The following is a 25,149-nucleotide window of genomic DNA, read 5'->3' as shown; positions in this document are numbered from 1 at the left end:
CTCAGCGCCCCGGCGGTCAATGTGGGCAAAACGCGGGGTGAGCCTCTAACCGGTCCCGACTGGATCGCTTGCAGCATGTGAAAGGAACCGGTCCATCCAGCACTCTGAGCAGGGCTTCAGAAGTCCCAGTCCTCGTCTTCGGTGTTGACGGCCTTGCCGATGACGTAGCTCGACCCGGAGCCGGAGAAGAAGTCGTGGTTCTCGTCGGCGTTGGGGCTCAGCGCCGACAGGATCGCCGGGTTCACGTCGGTCTCGTCGCGCGGGAAGAGCGCCTCGTAGCCGAGGTTCATCAACGCCTTGTTGGCGTTGTACCGGAGGAACTTCTTGACGTCCTCGGTCAGCCCCACCCCGTCGTAGAGATCCTGGGTGTATTCGACCTCGTTGTCGTAGAGCTCGAAGAGCAGCTCGTAGGTGTAGTCCTTGAGCTCGGCCTTACGCGCCTCGTTCTCGAGCGCCAGCCCCTTCTGGAACTTGTAGCCGATGTAGTAGCCGTGCACGGCCTCGTCACGGATGATCAGCCGGATCATGTCGGCGGTGTTCGTCAGCTTGGCCCGGCTGGACCAGTACATCGGCAGATAGAAGCCCGAGTAGAACAGGAAGCTCTCCAGAAGCGTCGAGGCCACCTTGCGCTTGAGCGGATCGTCGCCCTTGTAGAAGTTCATCACGATCTCGGCCTTGCGCTGCAGGTTCGGGTTCTCCTCCGACCAGCGGAACGCCTCGTCGATCTCGACCGTGGAACACAGCGTGGAGAAGATGTTGCTGTAGCTCTTGGCGTGCACCGACTCCATGAACGCGATGTTGGTGTAGACGGCTTCCTCGTGCGGAGTCAGCGCGTCGGGGATCAGGCTGACGGCGCCGACGGTCCCCTGGATGGTGTCCAGCAGCGTCAAGCCGGTGAATACCCGCATCGTGAGCTGCTTCTCATGGGCGTTGAGCGTGCCCCAGGAGGGGATGTCGTTGGAGACGGGCACCTTCTCCGGTAACCAGAAATTGCCGGTCAACCGCTCCCATACCTCGGCATCCTTATCATCCTGCAGGCGGTTCCAGTTGATCGCGGAGACGCGGTCGATCAGCTTCATTCCCTCGGACACCAGGACCCCATTTCGCCGGATTTGCAGTGGCTGTACCTGTTCTACAAGCCGACCCCGACACTACAACTTGTTGGGGCTCAAAAGCCGTGACGCCGCAACATCTTGTGTTGGCGTGTCGCGCCCCCGCCGGAGGAACGTGTACTCCGAGGCCTTGAACCGGCGCGTCGCCAGCCAGTACTGCCACGTCATGCCGCTCCACAGGGTGCGGTTCACGCCGTGCTCGTCGAGGTACCAGCTCTGGCAGCCGCCGGTGCTCCAGACGGTACCGCGCAGATCGTCCTGGAGTTCGTCGTTGTAGCGATCCTGCGCGGCCCGTGTCGGCGCGAGTGCGCGGGCACCGGCCCGGTCCACTGCGGCGATGGCCTGGGCCGCGTAGCGGATCTGCTGTTCGATCATGAACACCACCGAGTTGTGCCCCAGCGCGGTGTTCGGGCCGAGCAGGAAGAACAGGTTGGGCATGTCGGCGACGGTGATGCCGCGCAGCGCCGCGATGCCCTCGGTGTTCCACCGGTCGACGAGGTCCTCACCGCCGGGGCCTTTGATGTCGACATAGGTGTAGGAGTCGGTGACGTGGAAGCCGGTGGCGAAGACGACGACGTCGGCCGGCCGCTCCACACCGTCGGCGGTGACGATGCCGGACGGGGTGAGCCGGGCGATGCGGTCGGTGATGACCTCGGCCTTCGGGTCGGCGATGCCGCGATAGTAGGTGTCGGAGTTGAGGATCCGCTTGCACCCGGCCCGATAGTCGGGGGTGAGCTTGCGGCGCAGCTCGCGGTCCTTGATCGAACGCCGGATGTTCCACTTGCCGAGCATCTCGCCGATCTTGAGCAGCCGCGGCTGCCGGGTCATCGCGAAGCCGACGGTTTCGTGCACCCAGTAGATGCCCGCACGCATCGCGGCCCGGGTGCCGGGGACGTTGGCGAACACCCGGCGCATGCCCTCGGGTATCGGGTTGTTCGGCCTGGGCATCACCCACGCCGGCGTGCGCTGGTACAGCTGCAACGACGCGACGTCCTTGACGATCTCGGGCACGATCTGGATGGCGCTGGCACCGGTGCCGATGACGGCGACGCGCTTGCCCGCGATGTCGACCGAGTGATCCCACTGCGCGGAGTGGAAGGCCGCTCGGCCGGCCGCGAGGTAGTCGTCCAGACCCTCGAACTCCGGGATCAGCGGGATGTGCAGGCCGCCGGCCCCCGAGATCAGGAACTGCGCGATGAACTCGCGACCGTCGGTGGTGAACACGTGCCAGACGAGTTCGTCGTCGTCCCACTGGGCGCGGTCGACGTGCGCGCCGAAGTGGATGTAACGACGCAGCCCGTACTTGTCGGTGACGCCGAGGAGGTAGTCCTGGATCTCCGGTTGGAAGGACCACATATGGGTCCAGTCGGCCTTCGGTTCGAACGAGAACGAGTACATGTGTGCCGGGATGTCGCAGGCGCACCCGGGATAGGTGTTGTCGCGCCAGGTACCACCGATCTCGTCGGCCTTCTCCAGAATCGCGAACTCCACTCCCCGACGCTGCAGCTCGATGCCCATCCCGAGCCCGGAGAACCCCGAGCCGATGATCAGGGCGCGGGTGCGCACCGGGGCGCGGTCGACCGAGGCGTTCTCGACGTGTTCCGTGACGCTCATGGCACTGACTGTACCTGGGAACGCCGGTACCGGTTAGGCGGACGTGTCAGGCGACCTGCTCGCGGCGCTGCACCCCTTCATGCAGTGGCACGTCCGGGTCGATGCGGATGCCGAGCACCTCACAGGTGCCGTTGATCGAGCCCATCATGATGGTGGTCAGGTACTCGACGAACTTCTCCGGCGGCAGCCGCCGCGGGGTGTCCCCCGCCGATCCCAGCCACCAGTCGGTGGCCGATGCCGCTGCCCCGAAGGTGGCGAACCCGGCCATCTCGAAGGCTGCGCCGTCGAGTTCCATCTCGCGGAGCTCGTTGCTGAACATGTCGGCCATCGCCAGGGTGATCTCGCGACCCTCGTTCAGCGCGCGAATCGTCGACTCGCTCTGCTCGGTGAAGCGGCCCAGCATCAGGAAGCGCACCACGTTGGGGTGTTCGTCGACCAGCCGCACGTATTGCTCGACAGCGCGGTGGATCAACGCGCGGGCGGGGTCTTTCGAGACGTCGATGGCCGGGAAGATCGCCGCCCACAGCATGTCCCTCATCCGCTGGCCGATGGCCTGGAAGAGATCCGACTTGTCGGTGAAGTGCCGGTAGATCTTCGGCTTGGCGGTGCCGGCCTCCTCGGCGATCTCCCGCAGTGACACCTCGGGCCCCAGCCGGTCGATGGCACGGAAGGCGGCGTCGACGATCTCGGAGCGCACCTTCTTGCGGTGCTCACGCCAGCGCTCACTGCGGGCGTCGACCTTGACACCCGGTTCTTCGGAGGAGCGCGCCCTCGACCCTCGTCGCACTCGACCACTGTACCCGGGCCGACGTCGCTGACCTGCTCAGACCCTCACGTGGTGCGAATGATTACCGAACTATTAGGGAATCTTTCCGGCGAGATGGCCGACGGGTCCTTGGGTACTATCGCTGCGACAAGCCGATCGACGAGACGAGATTCATGACGCAGCGATACGACCTGGTTATCGCCGGTGGAGGGCCATCGGGGTCGGCCGCCGCATGGCAGGCCGCACAGACCGGTGCGAAGGTCGTGGTTCTGGACAAGGCGCAGTTCCCGCGCGACAAGCCCTGCGGCGACGGTCTGACCGCGCGCGCGGTCAGCTACCTGCAGAAAATGGGCCTGGCCGACGAGGTCGCGACCTTTCATCGGGTGAACCGGGTGACGGTGTTCAGCCCGAGCGAGTGGGAGCTGTCGTTCCCGAAGCGCCCGGGGATGCCCGACCACGGCCACACCGTCAGCCGCACCCACCTGGACACGGTGCTGCTCAAGCACGCGGAATCGGCCGGCGCCGAGGTACGCCAGGGCGCCGAGGTCACCGGACCGGAGATGGATGCCGACGGCCGGGTGATCGGTGTGACGCTCAAAGGGGGCGAGAAGGTCTACGGCGACGCGGTGATCGCCGCCGACGGCGCCTACTCCCCCATCAAACGCGCGTTGAAGATCGACTCGGAGTACAACGGCTACCAGGCGATCGCCATCCGCTCGGAGATGCACGCCAACCGGCCCGACTCCGACTCGCTGGACATTTACTTGAAGCTGGTGTTCGAAGGCGATCAACTGCCCGGGTATGGCTGGGTGTTCCCGATGGGTGACGGCATCTTCAACATCGGCCTCGGCTACGTCAACAGCTACAAGAACTGGCAGTCGATCAACGCCACCCAGTTCCTTGGCGAGTTCCTGCGCACGCTGCCGCGCGACTGGGATCTTCCGCCCATTGAGGAGTTGAAGAAGAACAAGAGCGTGCGCGCCTGGCGCCTGCCTATGGGGTTCACCGCGTGGCCGCCGTGGCGGCCGGGCGTGCTGTTCACCGGCGACTCCCTGGGCGCGGGTAAACCGGCCTCCGGCGCCGGCATCTCGAAGGCGCTCGAATCGGGGCTGGCGGCCGGCGAGTGTGCGATCGCCGCGCTGCAGAACGGCGGACCCGACGACTTCACCAACTACGCGCAGCGGATGGAGGCGGCGTGGGGACGGGAGTACAAGCGCGGCCGCTACATGCACAAGCTGATCGGCCAACCCAAGCTCGCCAACGCCGGGGTGAAGCTCATCGACAACGCCGCTTTCCGTGACCGGATGCTCAAGGCGCTGTACAAGAAGGCCCAAGGTCCGCAGCACAAGGTGAAGTAGGCGGCGCCCCACCCGATGACGGCGTCGCAACCGGACGGCGCCCACCTGGGCGCTGAGGCGGCACGTCGGTTGAGCGTGTTCGACTCGGCAGACATCTCGCCCGGCCTCAGTGCTGCCGAGATCGCACAGGTCGAGACCGATTTCGACTTCGAGTTCGCCGACGATCATCGAGCGTTTCTGGCGGCGGGGCTTCCTCTCGGCGATTCGTGGCCGGATTGGCGGTCGGCGACGCGCAGAACGTTGGGTGCGCTGTTGGCGCTGCCCGCCGACGGCGTGCTGTTCGACGTGGAGTGGAACGAGTATTGGCACCACGACTGGGGACGACGGCCCGCCCGGATGAAGGATGCGCTGCGAACGGCGCGCTATCGCCTGGCCCGGGTCCCCCGGATGGTCCCGGTGTTCGGTCACCGTTTCCTGCCCGCGGGGCGCGGCTCGTCCGGCCACCCGGTGTTGTCGATCTACCGGACCGAGATCCTCTGCTGCGGGGACGATCTCGTGCACTATGTCGACAACGAGTTCGGCCCGGAGCCGCACCGCCCGGGTTCCGCACGCCCGACCGTGGAGTTCTGGTCCGACCTGACGCAGTGACATGGCGAAGATGTCGTCGGGTCGGACTACCCTCACCGCCATGGAACAGCGGATCAGCCTCATCACCCTCGGTGTCGACGATCTCGACCGGGCCCGCCGCTTCTACGAGGACGGGCTGGGGTGGGTGCCCACACAGGCGCCCGAGGGGGTCGTCTTCTACCAACTGCCCGGCATCGCGCTGGCGTTGTTCGGTCGCGGTGATCTCGCCGAGGATTGCCGGCACCCGGTCGACGGCCGGTTCAGCGGAATCACCATCGCGATCAACCAGCGCTCCGAGGCCGACGTCGACGCAGTGCTCGACCAGGCCGCAGGGGCGGGCGCGACCCTCCTCAAGCCCGCCGAAAAAGTGTTCTGGGGCGGGTATTCGGGCTACTTCGCCGATCCGGACGGACACGTGTGGGAGGTTGCGCTCAACCCCGGGTGGACGATCAACGACGACGGCACCTTGACGATCTAGCCGTCACCAGTGGGCTTCAGCGTCGACCGCGACCGGTCCGGCCCGGCTTACGGGCGACCTTGCCCGCGGCAGCGCGGGCGGCCTGCTTCGCGAGGGTCTTCTCCCGCGCGGTGCGCTTTGGTACCGGCTGGGTCTGAGCCCGCGACGAACCCGGCTTGCGCCCCCGCACGATCCCGATGAACTCCTCGAGCAGCACCGGCTGCGGCCCTTCTGGGACGGCGAGCGCCACCGGGCAGGTGGGCGCGTCGGCGATCGGGCGATGCGTGAGGTCTTTGCGGTGGTACAGCCGTGCCAGCGACTGGGGAACGATCAGCGCGCCCATCCCTGCAGCGACGAGCTCTATTGCGTCGGAGGTGGTTTCGGGCCGGTGATCGACCGGAACGCCGGGGGCGTCGACCCAGGCGACGACGTCGTCGCGCGGCAGCAGTACCGGCTCACCGTCGAGGTCTGCGGCAGTGATCTCGTCGACGGCACTGAGAATGTGATCGGTCGGCACCACGACCACCGTGGTCTCCTCATAGAGAGGGATGGTGGCCAGCCCAGACGTGTCGGCCGGTCGGAGCACGGCCGCGTCGACGGTGCCGGTCCGCACTTCGGTAGCCGCATCCGCAGCGGCGACCAAGCGCAAGTGCAATGGCACCTCGGGGCGGCGCTTCGCCCACGTCCGAGCCCACTTCGCAGGAGTCCCGCCAGGGACATAACCGAGGGTGAGCGAGGGCCGAGCCACGGTTTCAGGCTACCGATACGCTGGGGTCATGAGCAGGCCGAACGCGCAGTCGATGAAACCCGCCACGGCGGCGAAGAAGCTGGACGTGTACCTGCCTGCGACGCCTGCAGAGTTCCAGGAGAACACGATCACCCGCGACGAGCTGGCTGCGCTGCAGGAGAACCCGCCGCAGTGGCTCAAGGACCTCCGCAAGGACGGGCCGCACCCGAAGAACCTGGTGGCGGCCAGGCTCGGCATCTCGATCGCCGCACTGTCACGCAACGACGTCGAAGATGCGCTCACCACCGAGCAGATCAATGCGCTGCTCGAGGCGAAGCCGCAGTGGTTGATCGCCGAACGCGAGAGCTACCAGAGCGTGCTCAGTGAGCAGCGGCGACTGAAGGCGCTGCGCGCAGAACGCTAGCTGGAGCTGATTCTCGCCGCTTCTAGTCACTGCCCTCCTGCTGTGGGATGACGCGGAGCGCATCTGTTTCTCCAGTGGTCCGCGGCGGACTCGTCGGCTGCCGTCACGGGGACAGACCAGCCGCTCCCCGTGGATTCATCGCGTTGGGCGGTGCGCCGGATAGGTCGACAGCCGATGGAGAGCATCCTGAGTCAGACCCCGGCCGTTGTCCATGTCGGACCATCTACGCGCAGAATGTCTCCCGACACCAAGAGGCGCTGCCCTTTCGGCCGCGCCTTTAGTGTGTGACGGGGCTCAATTCAACTCTTCCATGCAGTACTGGCACGTATCTTTCTTGACTCCTTTGTTTGTGTGGTGCCGCGTATGCGCGTTGCGCCTACTCGACGGCATCGGCCGCCCCTTACGTACCGCCGACATCTTTGCGCGGGTCTCATCACTCGCCTGACGCCCATAATTCGGATTGCCAGCGCCTCGTCTCTGTTCGGCTAGCTTCTCGCGAGCTTGCTCCGACATGACATGACCGAAGCTCGGATGACTGACCCCAAACTTTCCGTAGTTGGGGTTCTCGGGCCCCGCGTTCTGCCCTCGTCGGAGCTCCGACCATTTCGCGCGCTGCTCAGCAGCGTGATTACGACCAAAAAAAGGATTGGCGTCAGCGAATCGACTCACGCCTCTTCGGCCGGTCGACCGGATCCTAGCGGCTTCCCGCATTTCTGCCGTCCACTCGATGCCCATGGGACCCAAGCCTCCCTGAGAGAGGTTAAGTAGTGGATGCCCCTCCCGCCGAAGAGACTCGATCCAGGCGATTTCCGCCTTCCCGAGTTCCGCGAGGCCTTCTATCAAATCCAGCTGGTCCGCAACGATGTCCTCGCCGTCGTGCTTTCGAAGCCAATCGTAGAAGGGAGTCTTCCTTCCCGACCGCGCAACTTTGACATGTTGTCTGAGGCGAACTTTGGCCGATTTGGTCGTGAGACCAACATAACGATAGACGCCCTCCGACTGGAGCCTGACCCCGTAGATCACGCCGCCGGTCGGAAGTTCAGCGACCACCGATATGTCCGCTGTCAGCGACCAGTTGTCACAACATGCAGCTGACGCAATTTTCCACCTCAGTCCCTTGCAAGGCCATCTGGCGCAACCGGATGTAGTACAGCGTCTTGATGCCCTTGCGCCAGGCGTAGATCTGCGCCTTGTTCACCTCACGGGTGGTGGCGGTGTCCTTGAAGAACAGCGTCAGACTCAGCCCCTGGTCCACGTGCTGGGTGGCCGCGGCGTAGGTGTCGATGATCTTCTCGTAGCCGATCTCATACGCGTCCTGGTAGTACTCCAGGTTGTCGTTGGTCAGGTACGGCGCCGGATAGTAGGCCCGCCCGATCTTGCCTTCCTTGCGGATCTCGATCTTGCTGGCCACCGGGTGGATCGAACTCGTCGAGTGGTTGATGTAGCTGATCGACCCGGTCGGCGGCACCGCCTGCAGGTTCTGGTTGTAGATGCCGTGCGCCTGCACCGACTCCTTGAGCCGCTTCCAATCCTCTTGCGTAGGAATGCGAATCCCGGCGTCGGCGAACAACTCGCGCACTCGCGCGGTGGCCGGCTCCCACACCTGATCGGTGTACTTGTCGAAGAACTCACCGGACTTGTACTTCGAACGCTCGAACCCGCCGAACGCCGTGCCGCGCTCGATCGCGATGCGGTTACTCGCCCGCAGCGCGTGGTAGAGCACGGTGTAGAAGTACATGTTGGTGAAGTCGACGCCCTCTTCGGAGCCGTAATGGATCCGCTCGCGGGCCAGATACCCGTGCAGGTTCATCTGGCCCAGGCCGATGGCGTGGGACTCGTTGTTGCCCTGCTCGATCGACGGCACCGACGTGATCGAGGTCTGATCGCTGACCGCGGTCAACCCGCGGATCGCCACCTCGATGGTCTGGGCGAAGTCCGGCGAGTCCATCGCCTTGGCGATGTTGAGCGAGCCGAGGTTGCACGAGATGTCCTTGCCCACCTTGGAATAGGACAGATCGTCGTTGAACTCCGACGGCGTGGACACCTGCAGGATCTCCGAGCACAGGTTCGAGTGGGTGATCTTGCCCTCGATCGGGTTGGCCCGATTCACCGTGTCCTCGTACATGATGTACGGGTAGCCGGACTCGAACTGCAGCTCGGCCAGCGTCTGGAAGAACTCACGCGCCTTGATCTTGGTCTTGCGGATCCGGGCGTCGTCGACCATCTCGTAGTACTTCTCGGTGACCGAGACGTCGGCGAACGGCACTCCGTAGACACGCTCGACGTCATACGGCGAGAACAGGTACATGTCCTCGTTCTTCTTGGCCAACTCGAAGGTGATGTCGGGGATCACCACCCCCAGCGACAGCGTCTTGATCCGGATCTTCTCATCGGCGTTCTCCCGCTTGGTGTCCAGGAAGCGGTAGATGTCGGGATGATGCGCGTGCAGGTACACCGCGCCGGCACCCTGACGCGCGCCGAGCTGGTTGGCGTAGGAGAACGAGTCCTCGAGCAGCTTCATGATCGGGATGACGCCCGAGCTCTGGTTCTCGATGTTCTTGATCGGCGCGCCGTGCTCACGGATGTTGGTGAGCAGCAACGCGACTCCACCGCCGCGCTTGGACAGCTGCAGTGCCGAGTTGATGGAGCGCCCGATGGACTCCATGTTGTCTTCGATTCTCAACAAGAAGCACGACACCGGCTCACCGCGCTGCTTTTTGCCCGAGTTCAGGAACGTCGGGGTAGCCGGCTGGAACCGGCCGTCGATGATCTCGTCGACCAGCTTCTCGGCCAGCACCGTGTCACCGGCGGCCAGTGTCAGTGACACCATGACCACCCGGTCCTCGAAGCGCTCGAGGTAGCGCTTGCCGTCGAACGTCTTGAGCGTGTAGCTGGTGTAGTACTTGAACGCACCCAGGAACGTCGGGAACCGGAACTTCTTGGCGTACGCGCGGTCCAGCAGCGTCTTGACGAAGTTGCGCGAGTACTGGTCGAGGACCTCGCGCTCGTAGTAGTTCTTCTGGACCAGGTAGTCGAGCTTCTCGTCCTGGTTGTGGAAGAACACGGTGTTCTGGTTGACGTGCTGCAGGAAGTACTGGTTGGCCGCTTCCCGGTCCTTGTCGAACTGAATCTTGCCGTCGGCGTCGTACAGATTCAGCATCGCGTTCAGCGCGTGATAGTCCGTTTCACCCGGCAGCGCGTGAACTTCGCTGGCTACAGGTTCTGCAGCTGTGACGGTTGGGGGCACGTCTGGTCCTTCCAGAAGTCAGAGAGGCCCGCACGGACGGCGAAGACGTCGTCCGTGGTGCCCATCAATTCGAAACGGTAGAGAAATGGCACGCCGCACTTGCGGGAGACGACGACACCCGCGTAGCCGAATTCGGCGCCGAAGTTGGTGTTGCCGGCAGCGATGACGCCCCGCAACAGGCCCCGGTTGTGCTCGTTGTTGAGGAACGCGATCACCTGCTTGGGGACGTATCCCCCGGCGTCAGGGTCAGGGCCGTTGGCGTGACCACCGCCGTAGGTGGGCAGCACCAGCACGTAGGGCTCCTGGACGAACTCGGGGTCCTCGATTCGTCCGTGAACCGGAATGCGGAGGGCAGGAATCTCCAGCTTCTCGACGAAGCGGTGCGTGTTCTCCGAGACGCTGGAGAAGTAGACGAGGTTGCCATCAAACATCTCGTGGCGCCTCCTTCCTGCCTTCGATTACCGGTTATGCCGTGGCTGCGACGGCGGCACCGGCCAGCGCCTTGATCCGATCGGGCCGGAAGCCGGACCAGTGGTCGTTGCCGGCGACCACGACAGGTGCCTGCAGGTAGCCGAGCGCCATGACGTAGTCACGGGCGTCGTTGTCGACCGAGATGTCGACGACGTCATATGCGACCCCCTGCTTGTCCAACGCCTTGTAGGTGGCGTTGCACTGGACGCAAGCGGGCTTGGTGTACACGGTGACAGTCATTCGGCGGGCTCCCTCAGCGAAATCTTTGTTCGACGATCAGTGGTTCTTGGTGACGGTTCTTGGTGACTTGGACGAGATTGCAGTGACGACTTTGCACCGCACTAACGAACGGCTGGCGGGTCAACAGAAGCCTCTGACGATCAACGCCGAGTCGAGGCCGGGAACTGCCCTCACACTCTGGTGGAGATCGCCATGCGCCGCTGTCGCTGACTACCATCCTAGACACTAGATGTTGTGCTCCGTTAGTAGAGCACACACAAGATGGTCTTAATCACACGTTTGGAATTTTGCCTGGTGAGCGCGGTGTGTCGCGGGGTCACCGGCGTGTCGCAGATCACATCGGGGGCTGGCGGACACCACACGACGTGTCTATCAGCACCCACCGACATCCCGCCGCAGGCACACCGGCCACGGGCTCGTACCCGACAGACAACGGACCCGGTCGCACCTCTCCCGTCAGCAAACGATGCTATGACTGCAAACGCCGCTCCGGACAGCCGTGCGCTGCGACAGCGCAGAGCTGCCCGGAGCCGGCGCAAAGTGTTGTGGGTCGCTCAGCCGATCTCGGCGGCCAACTTGCCGACGATCTCGCGCAATCGCGCCGCGACCTCGGTGCTCTCGCGCGGATGCTTGCCGTCCAGCGAGGCCGCCGGAATGGACAGATCCAGGTCCTCGACCACCCGCGGCCCGGCGAGCCCGAACGACTTGCGGGTCTCGTCGTGCGCCCAGACACCGCCGTACTGGCCCAGGGCCGCGCCGACCACCGCCAACGGCTTGTCCTTCAGCGCGCCGTCACCGAACGGCCGCGACAGCCAGTCGATGGCGTTCTTCAGCACGCCGGGAATGCTGCCGTTGTACTCGGGGGTGACGATCAGGGCCGCGTCCGCGTGGCCGGCCACCTCACGCAGCGCCGCTACGGGTTCGGGGACACCACCGTCTTCCTCGGACTTGTCGATGTCCTCGTTGTAGAAGGGCAGTTCACCCAGTCGGTCGAACAGTTCGAGCGCCACTCCGGCCGGGGCCGACTCGGTCGCCAACTCCGCGAGCTGGCGATTCACCGAGGCAGCACGCAGGCTGCCCACCAAAACCAATACCTTGCTGTCTGACATTTCCGTCCTTCGTCGTTGGGATACCCCTTCTCCAACTAACCGGACTGCGGTCCGAGTTATTTCGGCTGAGCTAAAGTTGCCAGGTGAGTGTGTCCGACCGGCTGACGATGCTGCCGGTGAGTGAACCCGGCCCGCCCGAGCGGGGTGATGCGGCCCGCAACCGGGCGCTGCTCCTCGACGCCGCACGGCGGCTCGTCGACGAACGTGGCGCCGAGGCCGTCACCACCGAGGACATCGCGGCCGCGGCGGGCGTGGGAAAGGGCACGCTGTTCCGCAGGTTCGGCAGCCGCGCGGGCCTGATGGTGGTCCTGCTCGACGAGGACGAGAAGACTCAGCAGCAGGCCATCCTGTTCGGGCCGCCCCCACTCGGGCCCGGTGCGCCACCACTGGACCGGTTGCTGAGTTACGGACGGGAACGGCTCAAGTTCGTCATCGCCCACCACGCGCTGCTCTCCGACGTCGGCCGTGATCCGCAGATGCGGTACAACGCACCGATGACCCTGCACCACCGCCATGTCCGGCTGCTGCTCGAATCCGCCGGCACCACAGGCGATCTCGACACCCAGGCCACCGCGCTGCTCGCTCTGCTGGATGCAGATTACGTCCACCACGAGCTCAACGATCGAGGCCGCACCCTCCAGGAGTTCGGCGACGCGTGGGAGTCGGTGGCGCGCAAGCTCTGTGGGACATGAACACCCACAACGCGTGGATCCTGCACGTCGACCTGGACCAGTTCCTGGCGTCGGTCGAACTCCGGCGTCATCCCGAACTGGCCGGTCTGCCGGTGATCGTCGGCGGCAGTGGTGACCCGACCGAACCCCGCAAGGTCGTCACCTGCGCGTCCTACGAAGCCCGCGAGTTCGGTGTGCACGCGGGGATGCCACTGCGCGCCGCCGCCCGTCGCTGCCCCGGCGCCACGTTCCTGCCTTCGGACTCAGCCGCCTATGACGCAGCCTCCGATGAGGTGATGACCCTGTTGCGCGACCTGGGACATCCGGTCGAGGTGTGGGGCTGGGACGAGGCCTACCTGGGCGCCGACGTCGAGGACCCGGTGGCGCTGGCCCGGCGGATCCAGGAGATCATCGCCACCGAGACGGGCCTGGCGTGCTCGGTCGGCATCAGCGACAACAAGCAGCGGGCCAAGGTCGCCACCGGCTTCGGCAAACCCGCGGGAGTGCACGCACTCACCGACGACAACTGGATGTCGACGATGGGTGACCGCAGCGTCGACGCATTGTGGGGCGTCGGCCCCAAGACCACGAAAAAGCTTGCCGCGATGGGTATCACGACGGTCGCCGACCTGGCCGCGACGGATCCCGCGGTGCTGACGACCGAGTTCGGTCCCAGCACCGGGCTATGGATCCTGCTGTTGGCCAAGGGCGGCGGCGACGCGACGGTCAGCGCCGAGCCGTGGGTGCCGCGGTCACGCAGCCACGTGGTCACCTTCGCCGAGGACCTCACCGACCGGGCCGAGATGAACGCGGCCGTCGTCGAACTCGCGCAGCGCACCCTGGCCGACATCGTCGGGCAGCAGCGGGTCGCCACCCGCGTGGCCGTGACGGTACGCACCAACACGTTCTTCACTCGTACCAAGATCCGCAAACTCCCGTCGCCGACGACGGACGCGGAGACCATCGTCGCCACCGCGCTGGACGTGCTCGACCTCTTCGAGCTGGACCGTCCGGTCCGGCTGCTGGGGGTACGGCTGGAACTCGCGATGACCGACGAGCCGGCGTCGGCTGTCAGCCCCGGCCGCTAACGTCGTCGGCATGCTCGAGGCCGTCGCCGTCCGCGGATACCGCTCGCTGCGCGAGCTCGTGGTGCCGCTGCGCCGTCTCACCGTCGTGACCGGGGCGAACGGCACCGGCAAGTCGTCGCTGTACCGCGCTCTTCGGCTGCTGGCGCACTGCGGCCGTGGGGAGGTGATCGCGTCGTTCGCCCGGGAGGGCGGGGTCGGGTCCGCGCTGTGGGCCGGCCCCGAGAACCTCGGCGGCGCCCGCCGCACCGGCGTCGCACAGGGCAGTCCGCGGACCCGCACCGTGTCGATCGAAATGGGCTACGCCGCAGATGATTTCGGGTATCTCATCGACCTGGGTCTGCCGCAAGACGGGGGGACGGCGTTCGCACGCGACCCGGAGGTGAAACGCGAGTTGGTCTTCGCCGGCCCGGTCGCCCGCTCGGGCACGACGCTGGTCCGCCGGGTACGCGGTTTCGTCGAGGTGGCCGGCGATTCCGGCTTCGATGAGCTCAGCCGTAATCTGCCCGCACATCGCAGTGTGCTCGCCGACTGGGCCGGCGCGGTGCCCGAACTGGTCGTGGTTCGCGAACGGCTGCGTGACTGGCGGTTCTATGACGGCTTCCGCGCCGACAGCGCGGCTCCGGCCCGTCGGCCTCAGGTCGGCACCAGGACCCCGGTTCTGGCCGACGACGGCGCCGACCTGGCCGCGGCGGTGCAGACCATTCTCGAGACCGGCACCGATGACCTCGCCCGCGCGGTGGCCGCTGCATTCGACGGCGCTTCGATCGCGGTGTCCTCCACCGATGGGTTGTTCGACCTGCAACTGCATCAACGCGGCATGCTGCGTCCACTGCGAAGCGCCGAGATATCCGACGGCACTTTGCGCTTCCTGTTGTGGGCCGCGGCCCTACTCAGCCCCCAGCCGCCGTCGCTGATGGTGCTCAACGAGCCCGAGACGTCGCTGCACCCCGACCTCGTGCGCCCGCTGGCAGGCTTGATCGGCCAGGCTGCGGCACGCACGCAGGTGGTTGTGGTCACCCACTCGCAGACGCTGCGGGAATGCCTCGGTGCCGCACCGCTCGGTGCCGACGGCGACGCGTGGGAGATCGAACTCGTCAAGGACTGGGGCGAGACCAAGGTGGCCGGCCAGGGTCTGCTGACCACTCCCGCGTGGGAGTGGGGAAAGCGATGAACCTCAGCGCCGTTTGGCACTCGGGCGCAGCGCCCTCGTGAACAGGATGTTCACCTGCTTCATCGACATGCTGTAGGGCAGCCACATCGTGCGCTTGAACAGATACAACGCACGGATGTCCTGAGAGGTGTAGATCAGATACCGGTTCTTCGCGACCCCCCGCAGGATCTTGTCGGCGGCGAACTCCGGTGACACCGCGTGGCCGGCGAACCGGTTGGTCCACTTCCGCACATTGGGATCGTCGCGGTCCACACCGGCGATGTGCACGGTGTTCACCAGAGGTGTTTTCACCGCGCCCGGCACCACCACGGACACCCCGATGCGGTGCCGGGCGAGATCGAAGCGCAGCACCTCGGACAGGCCCCGCAGCCCGTACTTGCTCGCGCTGTACGCCGCGTGCCAGGGCAGGGCCACGATCCCGGCCGCCGACGACACGTTGACCAGATTCCCGCCGCGCCGGGCCTCGATCATCGGCGGCACAAATGCTTCGATGACGTGGATCGGCCCCATCAGGTTGATGTCGATCAGGGATTTCCAGTCCTGATGGGTGAGCTTGTCCACCGTGCCCCACGCCGAGATCCCGGCGATGTTCATCACCACGTCCATTGCCGGGACCTCGGCGTGGATGTCAGCGGCGAACGCGGCCACCTGGTCGTGATCGGAGACGTCGAGCGCCCGGTGCGCGGCGACGACACCGCCCAGCGCGCGGGCGTCGGCGACGGTCGCCTCGAGGCCCTCGGTGTCACGATCGGTGAGGTAGAGCTCGGCTCCGTGCGCGGCCAGCTTCAGCGCGGTCGCACGCCCGATCCCGCTGGCGGCGCCGGTGAGGAAACACCGCTTGCCCCGGAATCGGGCACCGAAGCCACTGTCTGACTCGATCCGCTGCGCCATGACGGCGACACTACCGTCGCGTGTTCGGGCGGGCGGTCGGTGTCAGTTGCGTCGGGGGGCGACGTCGGCGCCTCCCCACAGCGCGCTCAGCCACAGCCGCTCGACGATCTCGACGGCGGCCACCGGATCCTGGCTGCGGCCCACGAAGGCACTGTCGTGGGCGAGGGTCATCGAGGTGACCGCGGTCAACGTCCGCACCAACGCGGTGAGGTCGTCCGACACCGGTCGCGCTCCCGAGTCCTGCTTGACCAGGCCGACGATCTTGTCGACCACGGTGTCCTGGAAGTCGTCCATGATCTCGCGGATCTGCGCGTCGGTGTTCCGTGCCAGGTTGCACGCCCCCATGATCGGATCGTGGGAGGAGAACACGACCGCGGCGTAGCCGACCATCCGCTTGGCGAACTCCGACGGGGACTCGTCGGGCTCGCGTGGCGCGAAGTCGTGGGTGAGCTTGTCGAGCTCAGCCATGGCTTCGGCCACGATGACCGCGAGCACCGCGTACTTGGAGTCGAAGTAGAAGTAGAAGCCGGATCGGGCCACCCCGGCGCGCTCGCTGATGGTGCTGACCGACAGGTCCGCGAACGAGCGTTCCTCGAGCAGTTCCCGAACCGCGGCGATGATCGCATCGCGTTGCCGGTCCCCGCGGCTGCGGCGGTTCTCCGGAGGCGGTGATGGTACGGCGGTCATGGCTCTAGACCTTTGCATCGCGACTCGCTCCCCTCAAAACTTGACAGGCGTCAAGTCCCCCCGCCAGGATAGTGCCAAGGTGACATCCACCACAGCTTGTCCTTTCAGGAGCGTTTGATGGCGACGATCAATACCACGGACTACTGGCTTGACCAGGCGAAACGGCGACTGAAGCCGACTCCGGTCACCATCCCGGGGATGGGGGCCGTCGAGAAGCGCCTCCTCGAACACGAGTGGAAGCAGGTCACCCTCGCCGAGCCCCCCGCCGGCAGTGGCCTCAAGGCGGTCAAGGGCGACAACGGCCTGCCGGTCCTGGCCCACATGATCGAACTGTTCCGCGGCGGCCCCGATTTCATCCTGCACCAGTACCGCAAGAACGGGCCGATCTTCTACGCCGGTTCCCAGGTGCTGCCCTCGGTGACCGCACTGGGTCCCGACGCCACCCAGGCCGTCTTCTCGAATCGCAACAAGGACTTCTCCCAGCGGGCATGGGATCCGGTGATCGGGCCGTTCTTCGAGGGCGGGTTGATGCTGCGCGACTTCGACGACCACATGTATCACCGACGGATCATGCAGGAGGCGTTCACCCGCACTCGGCTGGCGGGATACGTCGAGCACATCGACTCGGTGGCCTCGGCGGTGATCGCCGATGACTGGGTGGCCAACGACCGCCGCTTCCTGTTCCATCCCGCGGCCAAGGAGTTGACGCTCGACATCGCGTCGGTGGTGTTCATGGGCCACGAGGCCGGCACCGACAAGGAACTCGTGACCACGGTCAACGAGGCGTTCACCACCACCACGCGAGCCGGCAACGCGATCGTGCGTAAGCCGGTGCCGCCGTTGAGTTGGTGGCGCGGAATTCGCGCGCGCAAGACGCTCGAGGACTACTTCAACGCCGGCATTGCCGAGAAGCGGCGCTCGGAGAGCACCGACATGTTCAGCGTGCTGTGCCATTCCCAGGACGAGGACGGTCAGAGCTTCACCGACGAGGACGTCGTCAGCCACATGATCTTCTTGATGATGGCTGCGCACGACACGTCGACGTCGACGCTGACCACCATGGCCTACCACCTTGCGGCCAACCAGGAATGGCAGGACCGGTGCCGCGAGGAGTCCGAGCGGATCGGCGACGCCCCGCTCGACATCGACGCTCTGGACAAGCTCGAGACCTACGACCTGGTGATCAACGAGGCCCTGCGGATGATGACCCCGCTGCCGTTCAACTTCCGCCAGGCCGTACGCGACACCGATCTGTTGGGCTTCTTCATCCCGGCAGGGACCAATGTGGTGACGTGGCCGTCGCTCAACCACCGGCTGCCCGAGCTGTGGACCGACCCGGAGAAGTTCGACCCCGCACGCTTCGCCGAGCCACGCAACGAGCATAAGAAGCACCGGTACGCGTTCGCCCCGTTCGGCGGGGGTGCGCACAAGTGCATCGGCATGGTCTTCGGTCAGCTGGAGATCAAAACCGTGATGCACCGGCTGCTGCGCAAGTACCGGCTGGAGTTGCCTCATCCGGGCTACACGCCGCACTACGACCACGGCGGGATGTCGGTGCCGGTCGACGGCATGCCGATCGTCCTGCGTCCGCTGCGTTGAGCGACGCGCCGACTAGGTCCGCGCCACCAGGAGCCGGTTGACGCAGGCGACGACCGCGCGCAGGGCCGACTGCTCCGGGTCGTCGGCCCAACCCATCGCCCATTCGCTTCTGCCGCCGTCACTACCCCGGACGAACGTCGCGGTGTGCTTCCCGGCGGACTGCTGGTGGAACGCCGTCAGCTCGAAGGCCACTCCGCGCTCGTAGAGCATTGCCGTCAAGGCGGCGACCGGCCCGCTCGCCGCGGCCCGCGACGTGCCGATCCGGTCTCCGACGGCCAGCGTCGCCTGGTAGTTGCGGGCCTGGGGACCCAACCGTCCCGACGGCCGTTCGGAGTCCACACAGGACCACTGGCCCAGGCGTAGCAGTCCGGTGCTCGGGGCGTACTCGTTGACGAACTCGCGGAACGACTTCGCGCCTGCCTGCTCGCGCAACGCGCGCGGGATCGGACCGTCCACACGCGCTGCGAAGCACAGCGGCGACGCCAGGTACTCGGTGACAGAGGGGGAGTTCATGTGCCGGCTTTCTGACTTCTGAGGAAGTGACCGACGAGTAGCGACGACCCACAGCGAGGGGTCGGTCAGGATCAGACCCCGCTGCGGGTTGCTACTACGAGTCGTCTCGGCACGTTCGCGATGCTAGACCTCTGAGTTCGGTCAGCGCAAACGAATACGTCGCCGCGGGTGATCACACGAACGGGTTGTCCCCCCTGGCCACCGCGGTCCCCAGCTCGATCAGGTTCTGCGCGGAGGCGTGCAGCCGCTCGCCGGCCTCCGAACTCGCCTGTCCGGCAAGGTAGCGCGACCACGTCCCTTCGATGACGATGGCGAGCTTGAAGCACGCCATCGCGACGTACCAGTCCAGTCGGGTGGTGTCGCGCCCGCCCGCAGCCAGGTAGGCCTCCAGCAGCTCGGCTCGCGTCGCCAACCCGCCCAGCGCGGCCAGTTCGGCCCCGGCGTCGATCGGGTTGGGCCCCTCCGGCCAACACACCAGCATCCACCCGAGATCCAGCAGCGGGTCCCCGACCGTGCACATCTCCCAGTCGATGAACGCGGCCAGCTCCGGCGTGTCCCGCCGCAGCAGCACGTTGTTCAGATGGGCGTCGCCGTGCATGACGCCCGGCTCGGTGTCCGGCGGGCGATCGGACTCCAGCCACTGCGCGAGCGCGCCGACCGACGGAAACGATTCCGGCGCGTAGTGCTCGTGCCGGTAACTCTCCAGCAGCCGCATGAACTGTGGAACCTGGCGCGCCAGAAACGATCCCGGGCGCTTGATCGCCGCCAGCGGGCTGTGTTCCCACTGCACCGTTCCCAGCCTCGCGAGACCGGCCGCGTAGGACAGCCCCACTCGGTGCCGCATGTCGGGCTCGCGGACGTATGCGTCGTCGGTCTCGGTCCCCGGGTTGAAACCGTCGACGGCCTCCATGAGGTAGAACACCACACCGAGCACGTCGAGGTCCTCGCAGCCGGCGATCAGCTCCGGATGCGGGACCGTCGTACCGGCCAGCGTCTGCAGGACCGCGATCTCCCGGCGCATGGTGTTGTCGCTCGTGGGGCGCGGGTGTTCCGGCGGACGCCGCAACACCATCGGCTGCCCATCGACATCGAGGCGCACCACGATGTTCTGTGAGCCCCCGGTGAGGGGCTCGACGTCGCTGACCGTCGAACCGATCCCGGTGCGCCGCAGCCACCGCTGCAGCGCTTCCCGGTCGGCTTCGCTGAGTGAGATATCGACGGGCATGCCGTCATGGTGTCAGGCACCCGGCCCCCGGTAACGATTTCGGTGTGCTGAGTCGCGCAATCCGCTGACCAGCACACCGATTCCCGTTACTTCGGGGCGAAGCGCTGGCCCGCGTCCAACCGAAGACACTGACCGTTGAGCATCGGGTTCTCGACGATCGCCAGCGCGAGCTTGGCGTACTCCTCCGGACGGCCGAGGCGCTTCGGGAACGCCGCGTCCTTGGTGAGGATCGAAACGTATTCGTCCGGGATGCCCTCGGTCAGTCCGGTGGCGAACAAGCTCGGCGCGATGGCCAACGCCCGGATACCCAGGCTGCCCAGGTCGCGCGCCATGGTGAGGCACATGCCGGCGATCGCGGCCTTCGACGCGGTGTAGGCCACCTGGCCGATCTGTCCTTCGAACGCCGCGATCGAGGCGGTGTTGATGATGACGCCGCGCTCCTCGGCCTCGTCGTCGACAGGATCGTTCTTGCTCATGTGCCAGGCGGCGAGGCGGCTGATGTTGAACGTCCCGATCAGGTTGAGGTCGATGCTCTTGCGGAAGCTGTCCAGACTGTGCGGGCCGTCCTTCTTCAGAGTGCGCTCGGCGATCCCGCCGCCGGCGGTGGTGACCGCGATGTGCAGTCCGCCGAGACCCTCGACCGCGCTGCCGAGCACCGCTTCGGTGCCGTCGAAGTCGGTGATGTCGACCTCGTAGAAGGTGCCGCCGATGCCGTCGGCCACCTCTCTGCCGTTGGACTGCGGGCGGTCCAGCACCGCCACGCTCGCACCCCGCTTGGCGAGAGCCTCTGCCGTGGCACGTCCGAATCCCGATGCGCCACCGACGACGACGGCCTTCTTGCCCTCGATCTCCATGTACTTCCTTTCATCAACGTTGCAAGTAGAGGTAAATCTGTAAAGCAACTTAGCGGACGACATCTTTCGGTAAGGGTTTCGGGTTCGCTGTGGCGGTAGTTTGGCGTCATGACCACGCTGGGCGCGAAGGCGATGTGCGGCCTCGCGGCAGCCGCGGTGGCGGTCGGCGTCTCCCAGCTGGTCGCGGCCGCGTTCGGGCCGCAGGCTGACGTCCGCACCGCCGTTGGGTCCTCGGTGATCGAGTTGACGCCCGGGCCGGTCAAAGAGTGGGCGATCGAGACGTTCGGCACCGCCGACAAGCTGGTACTGAGCGTGCTCGTGCTCGTCGTCATCGGGGTGATCGCGGCAATCGCGGGGATCGTCGAGGGTCCCCGCAGACCGCTCGGCAGCGCCGCGATCGTCGCCGCCGGTGGCCTCGGTTGCGCGGCGGTGCTGTCCCGCGCCGGTGCGACCGTCGTCGACGTCGTGCCCACCGTGGTGGGTGCGGTGTGCGGGGTGGCTGTCCTCCGGCTACTGATCTCGAGGCGGTTCACCGACGCTCGGGGTGGCCCGGCCGCCACAGACACCGCCGATGGTCCCGACCGGGGCCGACGACTGTCCCTGGTGACACTCGGTTTCCTCGGCGTCGGCGTGGCGTCCGGCGTCGCGGGCGCCGTGATCAGCCGGCTGGCGTCATCGGTATCGGGCGATCGTCAGGCCTTCGCCCTGCCCCGCGTCGACGTCCCCGCTCCCCCGGTGCCGGCGTCGGTGCAGCCCGAGGGTGTGGCCCTGCCGTCCTTCATCACCGACAACGCGGACTTCTACCGCATCGACACCGCGCTGACCGTGCCGCAGCTCAGCCGGGCCGACTGGCAGTTGCGGATTCACGGGATGGTGGACCGCGAGGTCACCTACCGGTTCGAGGACCTGGAACGGTTCGAGGCCGTGGAGCAGGTGGTCACACTGACATGCGTGTCCAACCCCGTTGGCGGCGAACTCATCTCGACTGCCACCTGGACCGGCTACCGGGTTCGGGATCTGCTCGCCGAAGCCGGCGTGCGGCCCGACGCCGACATGGTGCTGTCGATGTCGACCGACGGCTGGACGGCGGGAACGCCGGTCGAGGCACTCACCGCCGAGGACGCGATGCTCGCGATCGGCATGAACGGTGAACCGTTGCCTGTCGAACACGGCTACCCGGCCCGACTGGTCGTGCCGGGGTTGTACGGCTACGTCTCGGCCACCAAGTGGCTGGTCGACCTCGAGCTCACCCGCTTCGACCGCGCGGAGGCGTACTGGACGCGGCTCGGTTGGTCGGCGCGCGGGCCGATCAAGACCGAGTCACGCATCGACGTGCCGCGAGCCGGCGAGGACGTGGCGTTGGGCCCGGTGACCTTCGGCGGTGTGGCCTGGGCCCAGGACCGCGGGGTGCGCGACGTCGAAGTCCAGATCAGCACTCCGAGTGGCGAAGGGCAGTGGCAGCGAGCCGAACTGGGTGCCGGCTACTCCGACGCCACCTGGCGGTTGTGGAGCTTCGACTGGGAAGCCGAGGAAACCGGATTCCACACGATCACCGTGCGCGCCACCGACAACACCGGTTACACGCAGACCTCCGAACGCGCCGATCCGGTGCCCGACGGCGCGACGGGATGGCACTCGATCACCTTCGCCGTCAGGTGAGCCCCACCCCTCCGCCGGAACGGTATTCCAGCAGGTCTCGACGCGGTTTTTGGCGGCTGGAATACCGTTCCGGCGGAGTGTCGGTGGGCCGTGTCAGGCTGGTGGCGTGCTGCTGGTAGACGTCGCCCGCGCGTCCGCCGACGTCGGCGCCTCCTCGGCGCGGCTGGCCAAGGTCGCCCGCCTCGCGGAGTTGCTGCGGTTGGCCGGAGCCGACGACGACGCGCGCCTGGTCACCGTGGTGGTGTCGTGGCTGTCCGGTGAGCTGCCGCAACGCCAGATCGGCGTCGGCTGGGCGGCACTGCGCTCGCTTCCGGGGCCGGCGGCCGAGCCGAGCCTGAGGGTGCGCGAGGTTGATGCCCGGTTGAGCGAGATCGGCGCCGTGTCCGGAAAGGGGTCCCAAGCGCGCCGCGCCGAACTGCTGGCAGATCTCTTCGCCGCGGCCACCGACGTCGAGCAACTCTTCCTGCGGCGGCTGCTCGCCGGTGAGTTGCGGCAAGGCGCACTGATCGGGGTGATGGCCGACGCGGTGGGCCGCGCGGCCGAGGTCCCGGTGGCGGCGGTGCGACGGGCGGCGATGCTCGGCGGGGCGCTCCCGGCGGTGGCCGCCGCTGCGCTGACCGGTGGCGTGGCCGCCCTGGAACAGTTCACCTTGCAGATGGGTCGGCCGGTCGGCCCGATGCTCGCCCAGACAGCGTCCGACGTCGGTGAGGCTCTCGACCGCCTCGGTGGCACCGGGGTGTTCGAAGCGAAACTCGACGGCGCCCGAGTGCAGATCCACCGGCAAGGTGAGGCGGTCTCGATCTTCACCCGCAGTCTCGACGATGTCACCGCGCGGCTGCCCGAGGTCGTCGACGCCGCGCTGGCGCTGCCGGTCACCGAAATGATCGCTGACGCAGAGGCGATCGCGCTCAAACCCGACGGCCGCCCGCACCGCTTCCAGGTCACCGCCTCCAGATTCGGTCGCCGCGGCGGCGTTGCCGGTACGGGATCCCAGGCGCTGTCGGTGTTCTTCTTCGACCTGCTGCGCGTCGACGGCGAGGACCTGCTCGACCGGCCCACCAGCGAGCGCCTCGCCGCACTGGACACGATCGTGCCCGGCCACCAGCGGGTCGATCGGCTGGCCACCTCCGATGTCACTGCCGCGCAACGGTTTCTCGAGACCACACTGGCCGCCGGGCACGAGGGCGTGATGGCGAAGTCAGCGACGGCGCCCTACGCGGCGGGCCGCCGCGGCGCGGGGTGGCTGAAGATCAAACCGGTCCACACCCTCGACCTCGTCGTCCTCGCCGTGGAATGGGGATCGGGCCGGCGGACCGGCAAGCTGTCGAACATCCACCTGGGTGCCCGCGACCCGCAGACCGACGGCTTCGTCATGCTGGGCAAGACGTTCAAGGGCATGACCGACGAGATGTTGTCCTGGCAGACCGGGCGATTCCTGGAACTGGCAACCGGGCCCACCGACGGATACGTCGTCCGGGTACGGCCCGAGCAGGTCGTCGAGATCGCGTTCGACGGTGTCCAGACCTCATCGCGCTACCCCGCAGGCATGGCGTTGCGTTTCGCCCGGGTGGTGCGCTACCGCGACGACAAGAACGCCGCCGAGGCCGACACCGTCGACGTGGTGCGTGCCCATTACGAGCGTGGCAACTGACTGTCGGCCCCGAACCGGCAGACCGCGCTAAACTGTAATCCATACGGTAAGCAGCCATAGAACGGAATCGGCATGCACAAGGACGACATGATTCTGATCAGCGTCGATGACCATGTGGTGGAGCCGCCGGACATGTTCAAGAACCACCTGTCCAGGAAGTATCTGGATGAAGCGCCGCGGTTGGTGCACAACGCCGATGGGTCCGACACGTGGCAGTTCCGGGATGTGGTGATCCCGAACGTGGCGCTCAATGCGGTGGCGGGTCGGCCCAAGGAGGAGTACGGCCTGGAACCCCAAGGGCTCGACGAGATCCGGCCGGGGTGTTGGAAGGTCGATGAGCGGGTCAAGGACATGAATGCCGGCGGCATCCTCGGGTCGATCTGTTTTCCGTCGTTTCCGGGGTTCGCCGGCCGGTTGTTCGCCACCGAGGATCCGGAGTTCTCGTTGGCGTTGTTGCAGGCGTACAACGACTGGCATGTCGAGGAGTGGTGCGGAGCCTATCCGGGGCGGTTCATTCCGATGACGTTGCCGGTGATCTGGGATGCCGAGGCGTGCGGCAAGGAGATCCGGCGCAACGCCGAGCGGGGGGTGCACGCATTGACGTTCTCGGAGAATCCGGCGGCGATGGGGTACCCGAGTTTTCACGATGACTACTGGACGCCGGTGTGGGAGGCGCTGGTCGACACCGACACGGTGATGAACGTGCACATCGGTTCGTCGGGGCGGTTGGCGATCACCGCCCCGGACGCCCCGATGGACGTGATGATCACGCTGCAGCCGATGAACATCGTGCAGGCCGCCGCGGACCTGTTGTGGTCGGCGCCGATCAAGAAGTACCCCGACCTCAAGATCGCGCTGTCCGAGGGGGGCACCGGCTGGATCCCGTACTTCCTCGAGCGTGCCGACCGGACCTACGAGATGCACTCGACATGGACCGGTCAGGACTTCGGCAAGCAGAAGCCCTCAGAGGTGTTCCGCGATCACTTCCTGACCTGCTTCATCGCCGACCCTGTCGGGGTGAAGCTGCGGGAGGAGATCGGTCTGGACA

25 protein-coding genes are annotated in these 25,149 nt (G+C 66.4%); 11 read left to right on the top strand and 14 right to left on the bottom strand.

What is annotated here, in order from left to right:
- Positions 1–116: 116 nt before the first annotated feature.
- From nrdF to BEMPMBAN_RS18450, 3 genes are all read right to left on the bottom strand, one after another.
- The gene (gene nrdF, locus BEMPMBAN_RS18460; RefSeq protein WP_159232751.1) at positions 117–1,079 is read right to left on the bottom strand and encodes a class 1b ribonucleoside-diphosphate reductase subunit beta; all 963 of its coding nucleotides are present in this window, start codon (positions 1,077–1,079) and stop codon (positions 117–119) included.
- Positions 1,080–1,151: 72 nt separating this feature from the next.
- Positions 1,152–2,726 (bottom strand): flavin-containing monooxygenase, encoded by a 1,575-nt coding sequence (locus BEMPMBAN_RS18455; protein WP_159232706.1) that lies wholly within the window; start codon positions 2,724–2,726, stop codon positions 1,152–1,154.
- Between the two features lie 46 nt (positions 2,727–2,772).
- On the bottom strand, positions 2,773–3,513 hold the full coding sequence (locus tag BEMPMBAN_RS18450) for a TetR/AcrR family transcriptional regulator (RefSeq protein ID WP_159232705.1): 741 nt from the start codon (positions 3,511–3,513) through the stop codon (positions 2,773–2,775).
- A 152-nt stretch (positions 3,514–3,665) separates the two neighbouring features.
- On the opposite strand from BEMPMBAN_RS18450, the gene BEMPMBAN_RS18445 reads away from it, so the two are divergent.
- Genes BEMPMBAN_RS18445 through BEMPMBAN_RS18435 form a run of 3 tightly spaced genes read left to right on the top strand, consistent with a single transcriptional unit; the run spans position 3,666 to position 5,895 of the window.
- Positions 3,666–4,850 (top strand): NAD(P)/FAD-dependent oxidoreductase, encoded by a 1,185-nt coding sequence (locus tag BEMPMBAN_RS18445; RefSeq protein ID WP_159232704.1) that lies wholly within the window; start codon positions 3,666–3,668, stop codon positions 4,848–4,850.
- 15 nt (positions 4,851–4,865) lie between these two features.
- On the top strand, positions 4,866–5,438 hold the full coding sequence (locus tag BEMPMBAN_RS18440; protein WP_159232703.1) for a hypothetical protein: 573 nt from the start codon (positions 4,866–4,868) through the stop codon (positions 5,436–5,438).
- 40 nt (positions 5,439–5,478) lie between these two features.
- Complete coding sequence (locus BEMPMBAN_RS18435; protein WP_159232702.1) at positions 5,479–5,895, top strand: VOC family protein; 417 nt, start codon at positions 5,479–5,481, stop codon at positions 5,893–5,895.
- A 16-nt stretch (positions 5,896–5,911) separates the two neighbouring features.
- Here BEMPMBAN_RS18435 and BEMPMBAN_RS18430 read toward each other — a convergent pair whose 3' ends face one another.
- Positions 5,912–6,622: a LysR family transcriptional regulator substrate-binding protein gene (locus tag BEMPMBAN_RS18430; RefSeq protein WP_159232701.1), complete on the bottom strand. Its 711-nt coding sequence runs from the start codon at positions 6,620–6,622 to the stop codon at positions 5,912–5,914.
- A gap of 28 nt (positions 6,623–6,650) precedes the next feature.
- On the opposite strand from BEMPMBAN_RS18430, the gene BEMPMBAN_RS18425 reads away from it, so the two are divergent.
- Positions 6,651–7,025 carry a DUF5997 family protein gene (locus BEMPMBAN_RS18425; RefSeq protein WP_159232700.1) on the top strand — a complete coding sequence of 125 codons (375 nt, stop codon included), beginning with the start codon at positions 6,651–6,653 and terminating at the stop codon, positions 7,023–7,025.
- 294 nt (positions 7,026–7,319) lie between these two features.
- Here BEMPMBAN_RS18425 and BEMPMBAN_RS18420 read toward each other — a convergent pair whose 3' ends face one another.
- The 5 genes from BEMPMBAN_RS18420 to BEMPMBAN_RS18400 form a co-directional block, all read right to left on the bottom strand.
- The gene (locus tag BEMPMBAN_RS18420) at positions 7,320–8,075 is read right to left on the bottom strand and encodes an NUMOD3 domain-containing DNA-binding protein (protein ID WP_159232699.1); all 756 of its coding nucleotides are present in this window, start codon (positions 8,073–8,075) and stop codon (positions 7,320–7,322) included.
- Between the two features lie 28 nt (positions 8,076–8,103).
- A complete protein-coding gene (nrdE, locus tag BEMPMBAN_RS18415) occupies positions 8,104–10,272 on the bottom strand; it encodes a class 1b ribonucleoside-diphosphate reductase subunit alpha (RefSeq protein WP_159232698.1) in 2,169 nt (722 codons plus the stop codon).
- Entirely contained in the window at positions 10,239–10,703 is a 465-nt protein-coding gene (gene nrdI, locus BEMPMBAN_RS18410) for a class Ib ribonucleoside-diphosphate reductase assembly flavoprotein NrdI (RefSeq protein ID WP_159232697.1), read from the bottom strand. The genes nrdE and nrdI overlap by 34 nt, the downstream gene beginning before the upstream one ends.
- 34 nt (positions 10,704–10,737) lie before the next feature.
- Positions 10,738–10,983: a glutaredoxin-like protein NrdH gene (gene nrdH, locus BEMPMBAN_RS18405; RefSeq protein WP_159232696.1), complete on the bottom strand. Its 246-nt coding sequence runs from the start codon at positions 10,981–10,983 to the stop codon at positions 10,738–10,740.
- A 554-nt stretch (positions 10,984–11,537) separates the two neighbouring features.
- Positions 11,538–12,092, bottom strand: a complete 555-nt coding sequence (locus BEMPMBAN_RS18400; protein ID WP_159232695.1) for an NAD(P)H-dependent oxidoreductase — start codon at positions 12,090–12,092, stop codon at positions 11,538–11,540.
- A 107-nt stretch (positions 12,093–12,199) separates the two neighbouring features.
- Here BEMPMBAN_RS18400 and BEMPMBAN_RS18395 point away from each other — a divergent pair, with 107 nt between their 5' ends.
- From BEMPMBAN_RS18395 to BEMPMBAN_RS18385, 3 genes are read left to right on the top strand one after another with little or no spacing between them, the layout of a single operon-like run.
- A complete protein-coding gene (locus BEMPMBAN_RS18395; protein WP_159232750.1) occupies positions 12,200–12,784 on the top strand; it encodes a TetR/AcrR family transcriptional regulator in 585 nt (194 codons plus the stop codon).
- On the top strand, positions 12,781–13,851 hold the full coding sequence (locus BEMPMBAN_RS18390) for a DNA polymerase IV (RefSeq protein WP_159232694.1): 1,071 nt from the start codon (positions 12,781–12,783) through the stop codon (positions 13,849–13,851). Before BEMPMBAN_RS18395 ends, BEMPMBAN_RS18390 begins: the two co-directional genes overlap by 4 nt.
- A 10-nt stretch (positions 13,852–13,861) precedes the next feature.
- Complete coding sequence (locus BEMPMBAN_RS18385) at positions 13,862–15,022, top strand: AAA family ATPase (RefSeq protein ID WP_159232693.1); 1,161 nt, start codon at positions 13,862–13,864, stop codon at positions 15,020–15,022.
- 3 nt (positions 15,023–15,025) lie between these two features.
- On the opposite strand, the gene BEMPMBAN_RS18380 is transcribed toward BEMPMBAN_RS18385, so the two are convergent.
- On the bottom strand, positions 15,026–15,913 hold the full coding sequence (locus BEMPMBAN_RS18380) for an SDR family oxidoreductase (protein ID WP_159232692.1): 888 nt from the start codon (positions 15,911–15,913) through the stop codon (positions 15,026–15,028).
- A gap of 42 nt (positions 15,914–15,955) precedes the next feature.
- A complete protein-coding gene (locus BEMPMBAN_RS18375; RefSeq protein ID WP_159232691.1) occupies positions 15,956–16,600 on the bottom strand; it encodes a TetR/AcrR family transcriptional regulator in 645 nt (214 codons plus the stop codon).
- 117 nt (positions 16,601–16,717) lie between these two features.
- On the opposite strand from BEMPMBAN_RS18375, the gene BEMPMBAN_RS18370 reads away from it, so the two are divergent.
- Complete coding sequence (locus BEMPMBAN_RS18370) at positions 16,718–18,199, top strand: cytochrome P450 (protein WP_200846037.1); 1,482 nt, start codon at positions 16,718–16,720, stop codon at positions 18,197–18,199.
- Between the two features lie 12 nt (positions 18,200–18,211).
- Here the strand turns inward: BEMPMBAN_RS18370 and BEMPMBAN_RS18365 are convergent, their stop codons facing one another.
- From BEMPMBAN_RS18365 to BEMPMBAN_RS18355, 3 genes are all read right to left on the bottom strand, one after another.
- Entirely contained in the window at positions 18,212–18,712 is a 501-nt protein-coding gene (locus tag BEMPMBAN_RS18365) for a 2-isopropylmalate synthase (RefSeq protein WP_200846036.1), read from the bottom strand.
- Positions 18,713–18,884: 172 nt separating this feature from the next.
- Positions 18,885–19,937 carry a phosphotransferase family protein gene (locus tag BEMPMBAN_RS18360; protein ID WP_159232690.1) on the bottom strand — a complete coding sequence of 351 codons (1,053 nt, stop codon included), beginning with the start codon at positions 19,935–19,937 and terminating at the stop codon, positions 18,885–18,887.
- 86 nt (positions 19,938–20,023) lie between these two features.
- Positions 20,024–20,791 (bottom strand): SDR family NAD(P)-dependent oxidoreductase, encoded by a 768-nt coding sequence (locus BEMPMBAN_RS18355; protein WP_159232689.1) that lies wholly within the window; start codon positions 20,789–20,791, stop codon positions 20,024–20,026.
- A gap of 108 nt (positions 20,792–20,899) precedes the next feature.
- On the opposite strand from BEMPMBAN_RS18355, the gene BEMPMBAN_RS18350 reads away from it, so the two are divergent.
- From BEMPMBAN_RS18350 to BEMPMBAN_RS18340, 3 genes are all read left to right on the top strand, one after another.
- A complete protein-coding gene (locus BEMPMBAN_RS18350) occupies positions 20,900–22,450 on the top strand; it encodes a molybdopterin-dependent oxidoreductase (RefSeq protein ID WP_159232688.1) in 1,551 nt (516 codons plus the stop codon).
- Positions 22,451–22,556: 106 nt separating this feature from the next.
- A complete protein-coding gene (locus tag BEMPMBAN_RS18345; protein ID WP_159232687.1) occupies positions 22,557–24,101 on the top strand; it encodes an ATP-dependent DNA ligase in 1,545 nt (514 codons plus the stop codon).
- Positions 24,102–24,173: 72 nt separating this feature from the next.
- Positions 24,174–25,149 (top strand): amidohydrolase family protein (locus tag BEMPMBAN_RS18340; RefSeq protein ID WP_159232686.1); only part of this gene is annotated, 976 nt, incomplete at its 3' end.

The organism is Mycolicibacterium austroafricanum, from assembly GCF_902705885.1.
GTDB lineage: Bacteria > Actinomycetota > Actinomycetes > Mycobacteriales > Mycobacteriaceae > Mycobacterium > Mycobacterium vanbaalenii_A.
The sequence above is the reverse complement of the archived record's forward strand: the minus strand, read 5'-3'. Positions and strand labels throughout refer to the sequence as shown.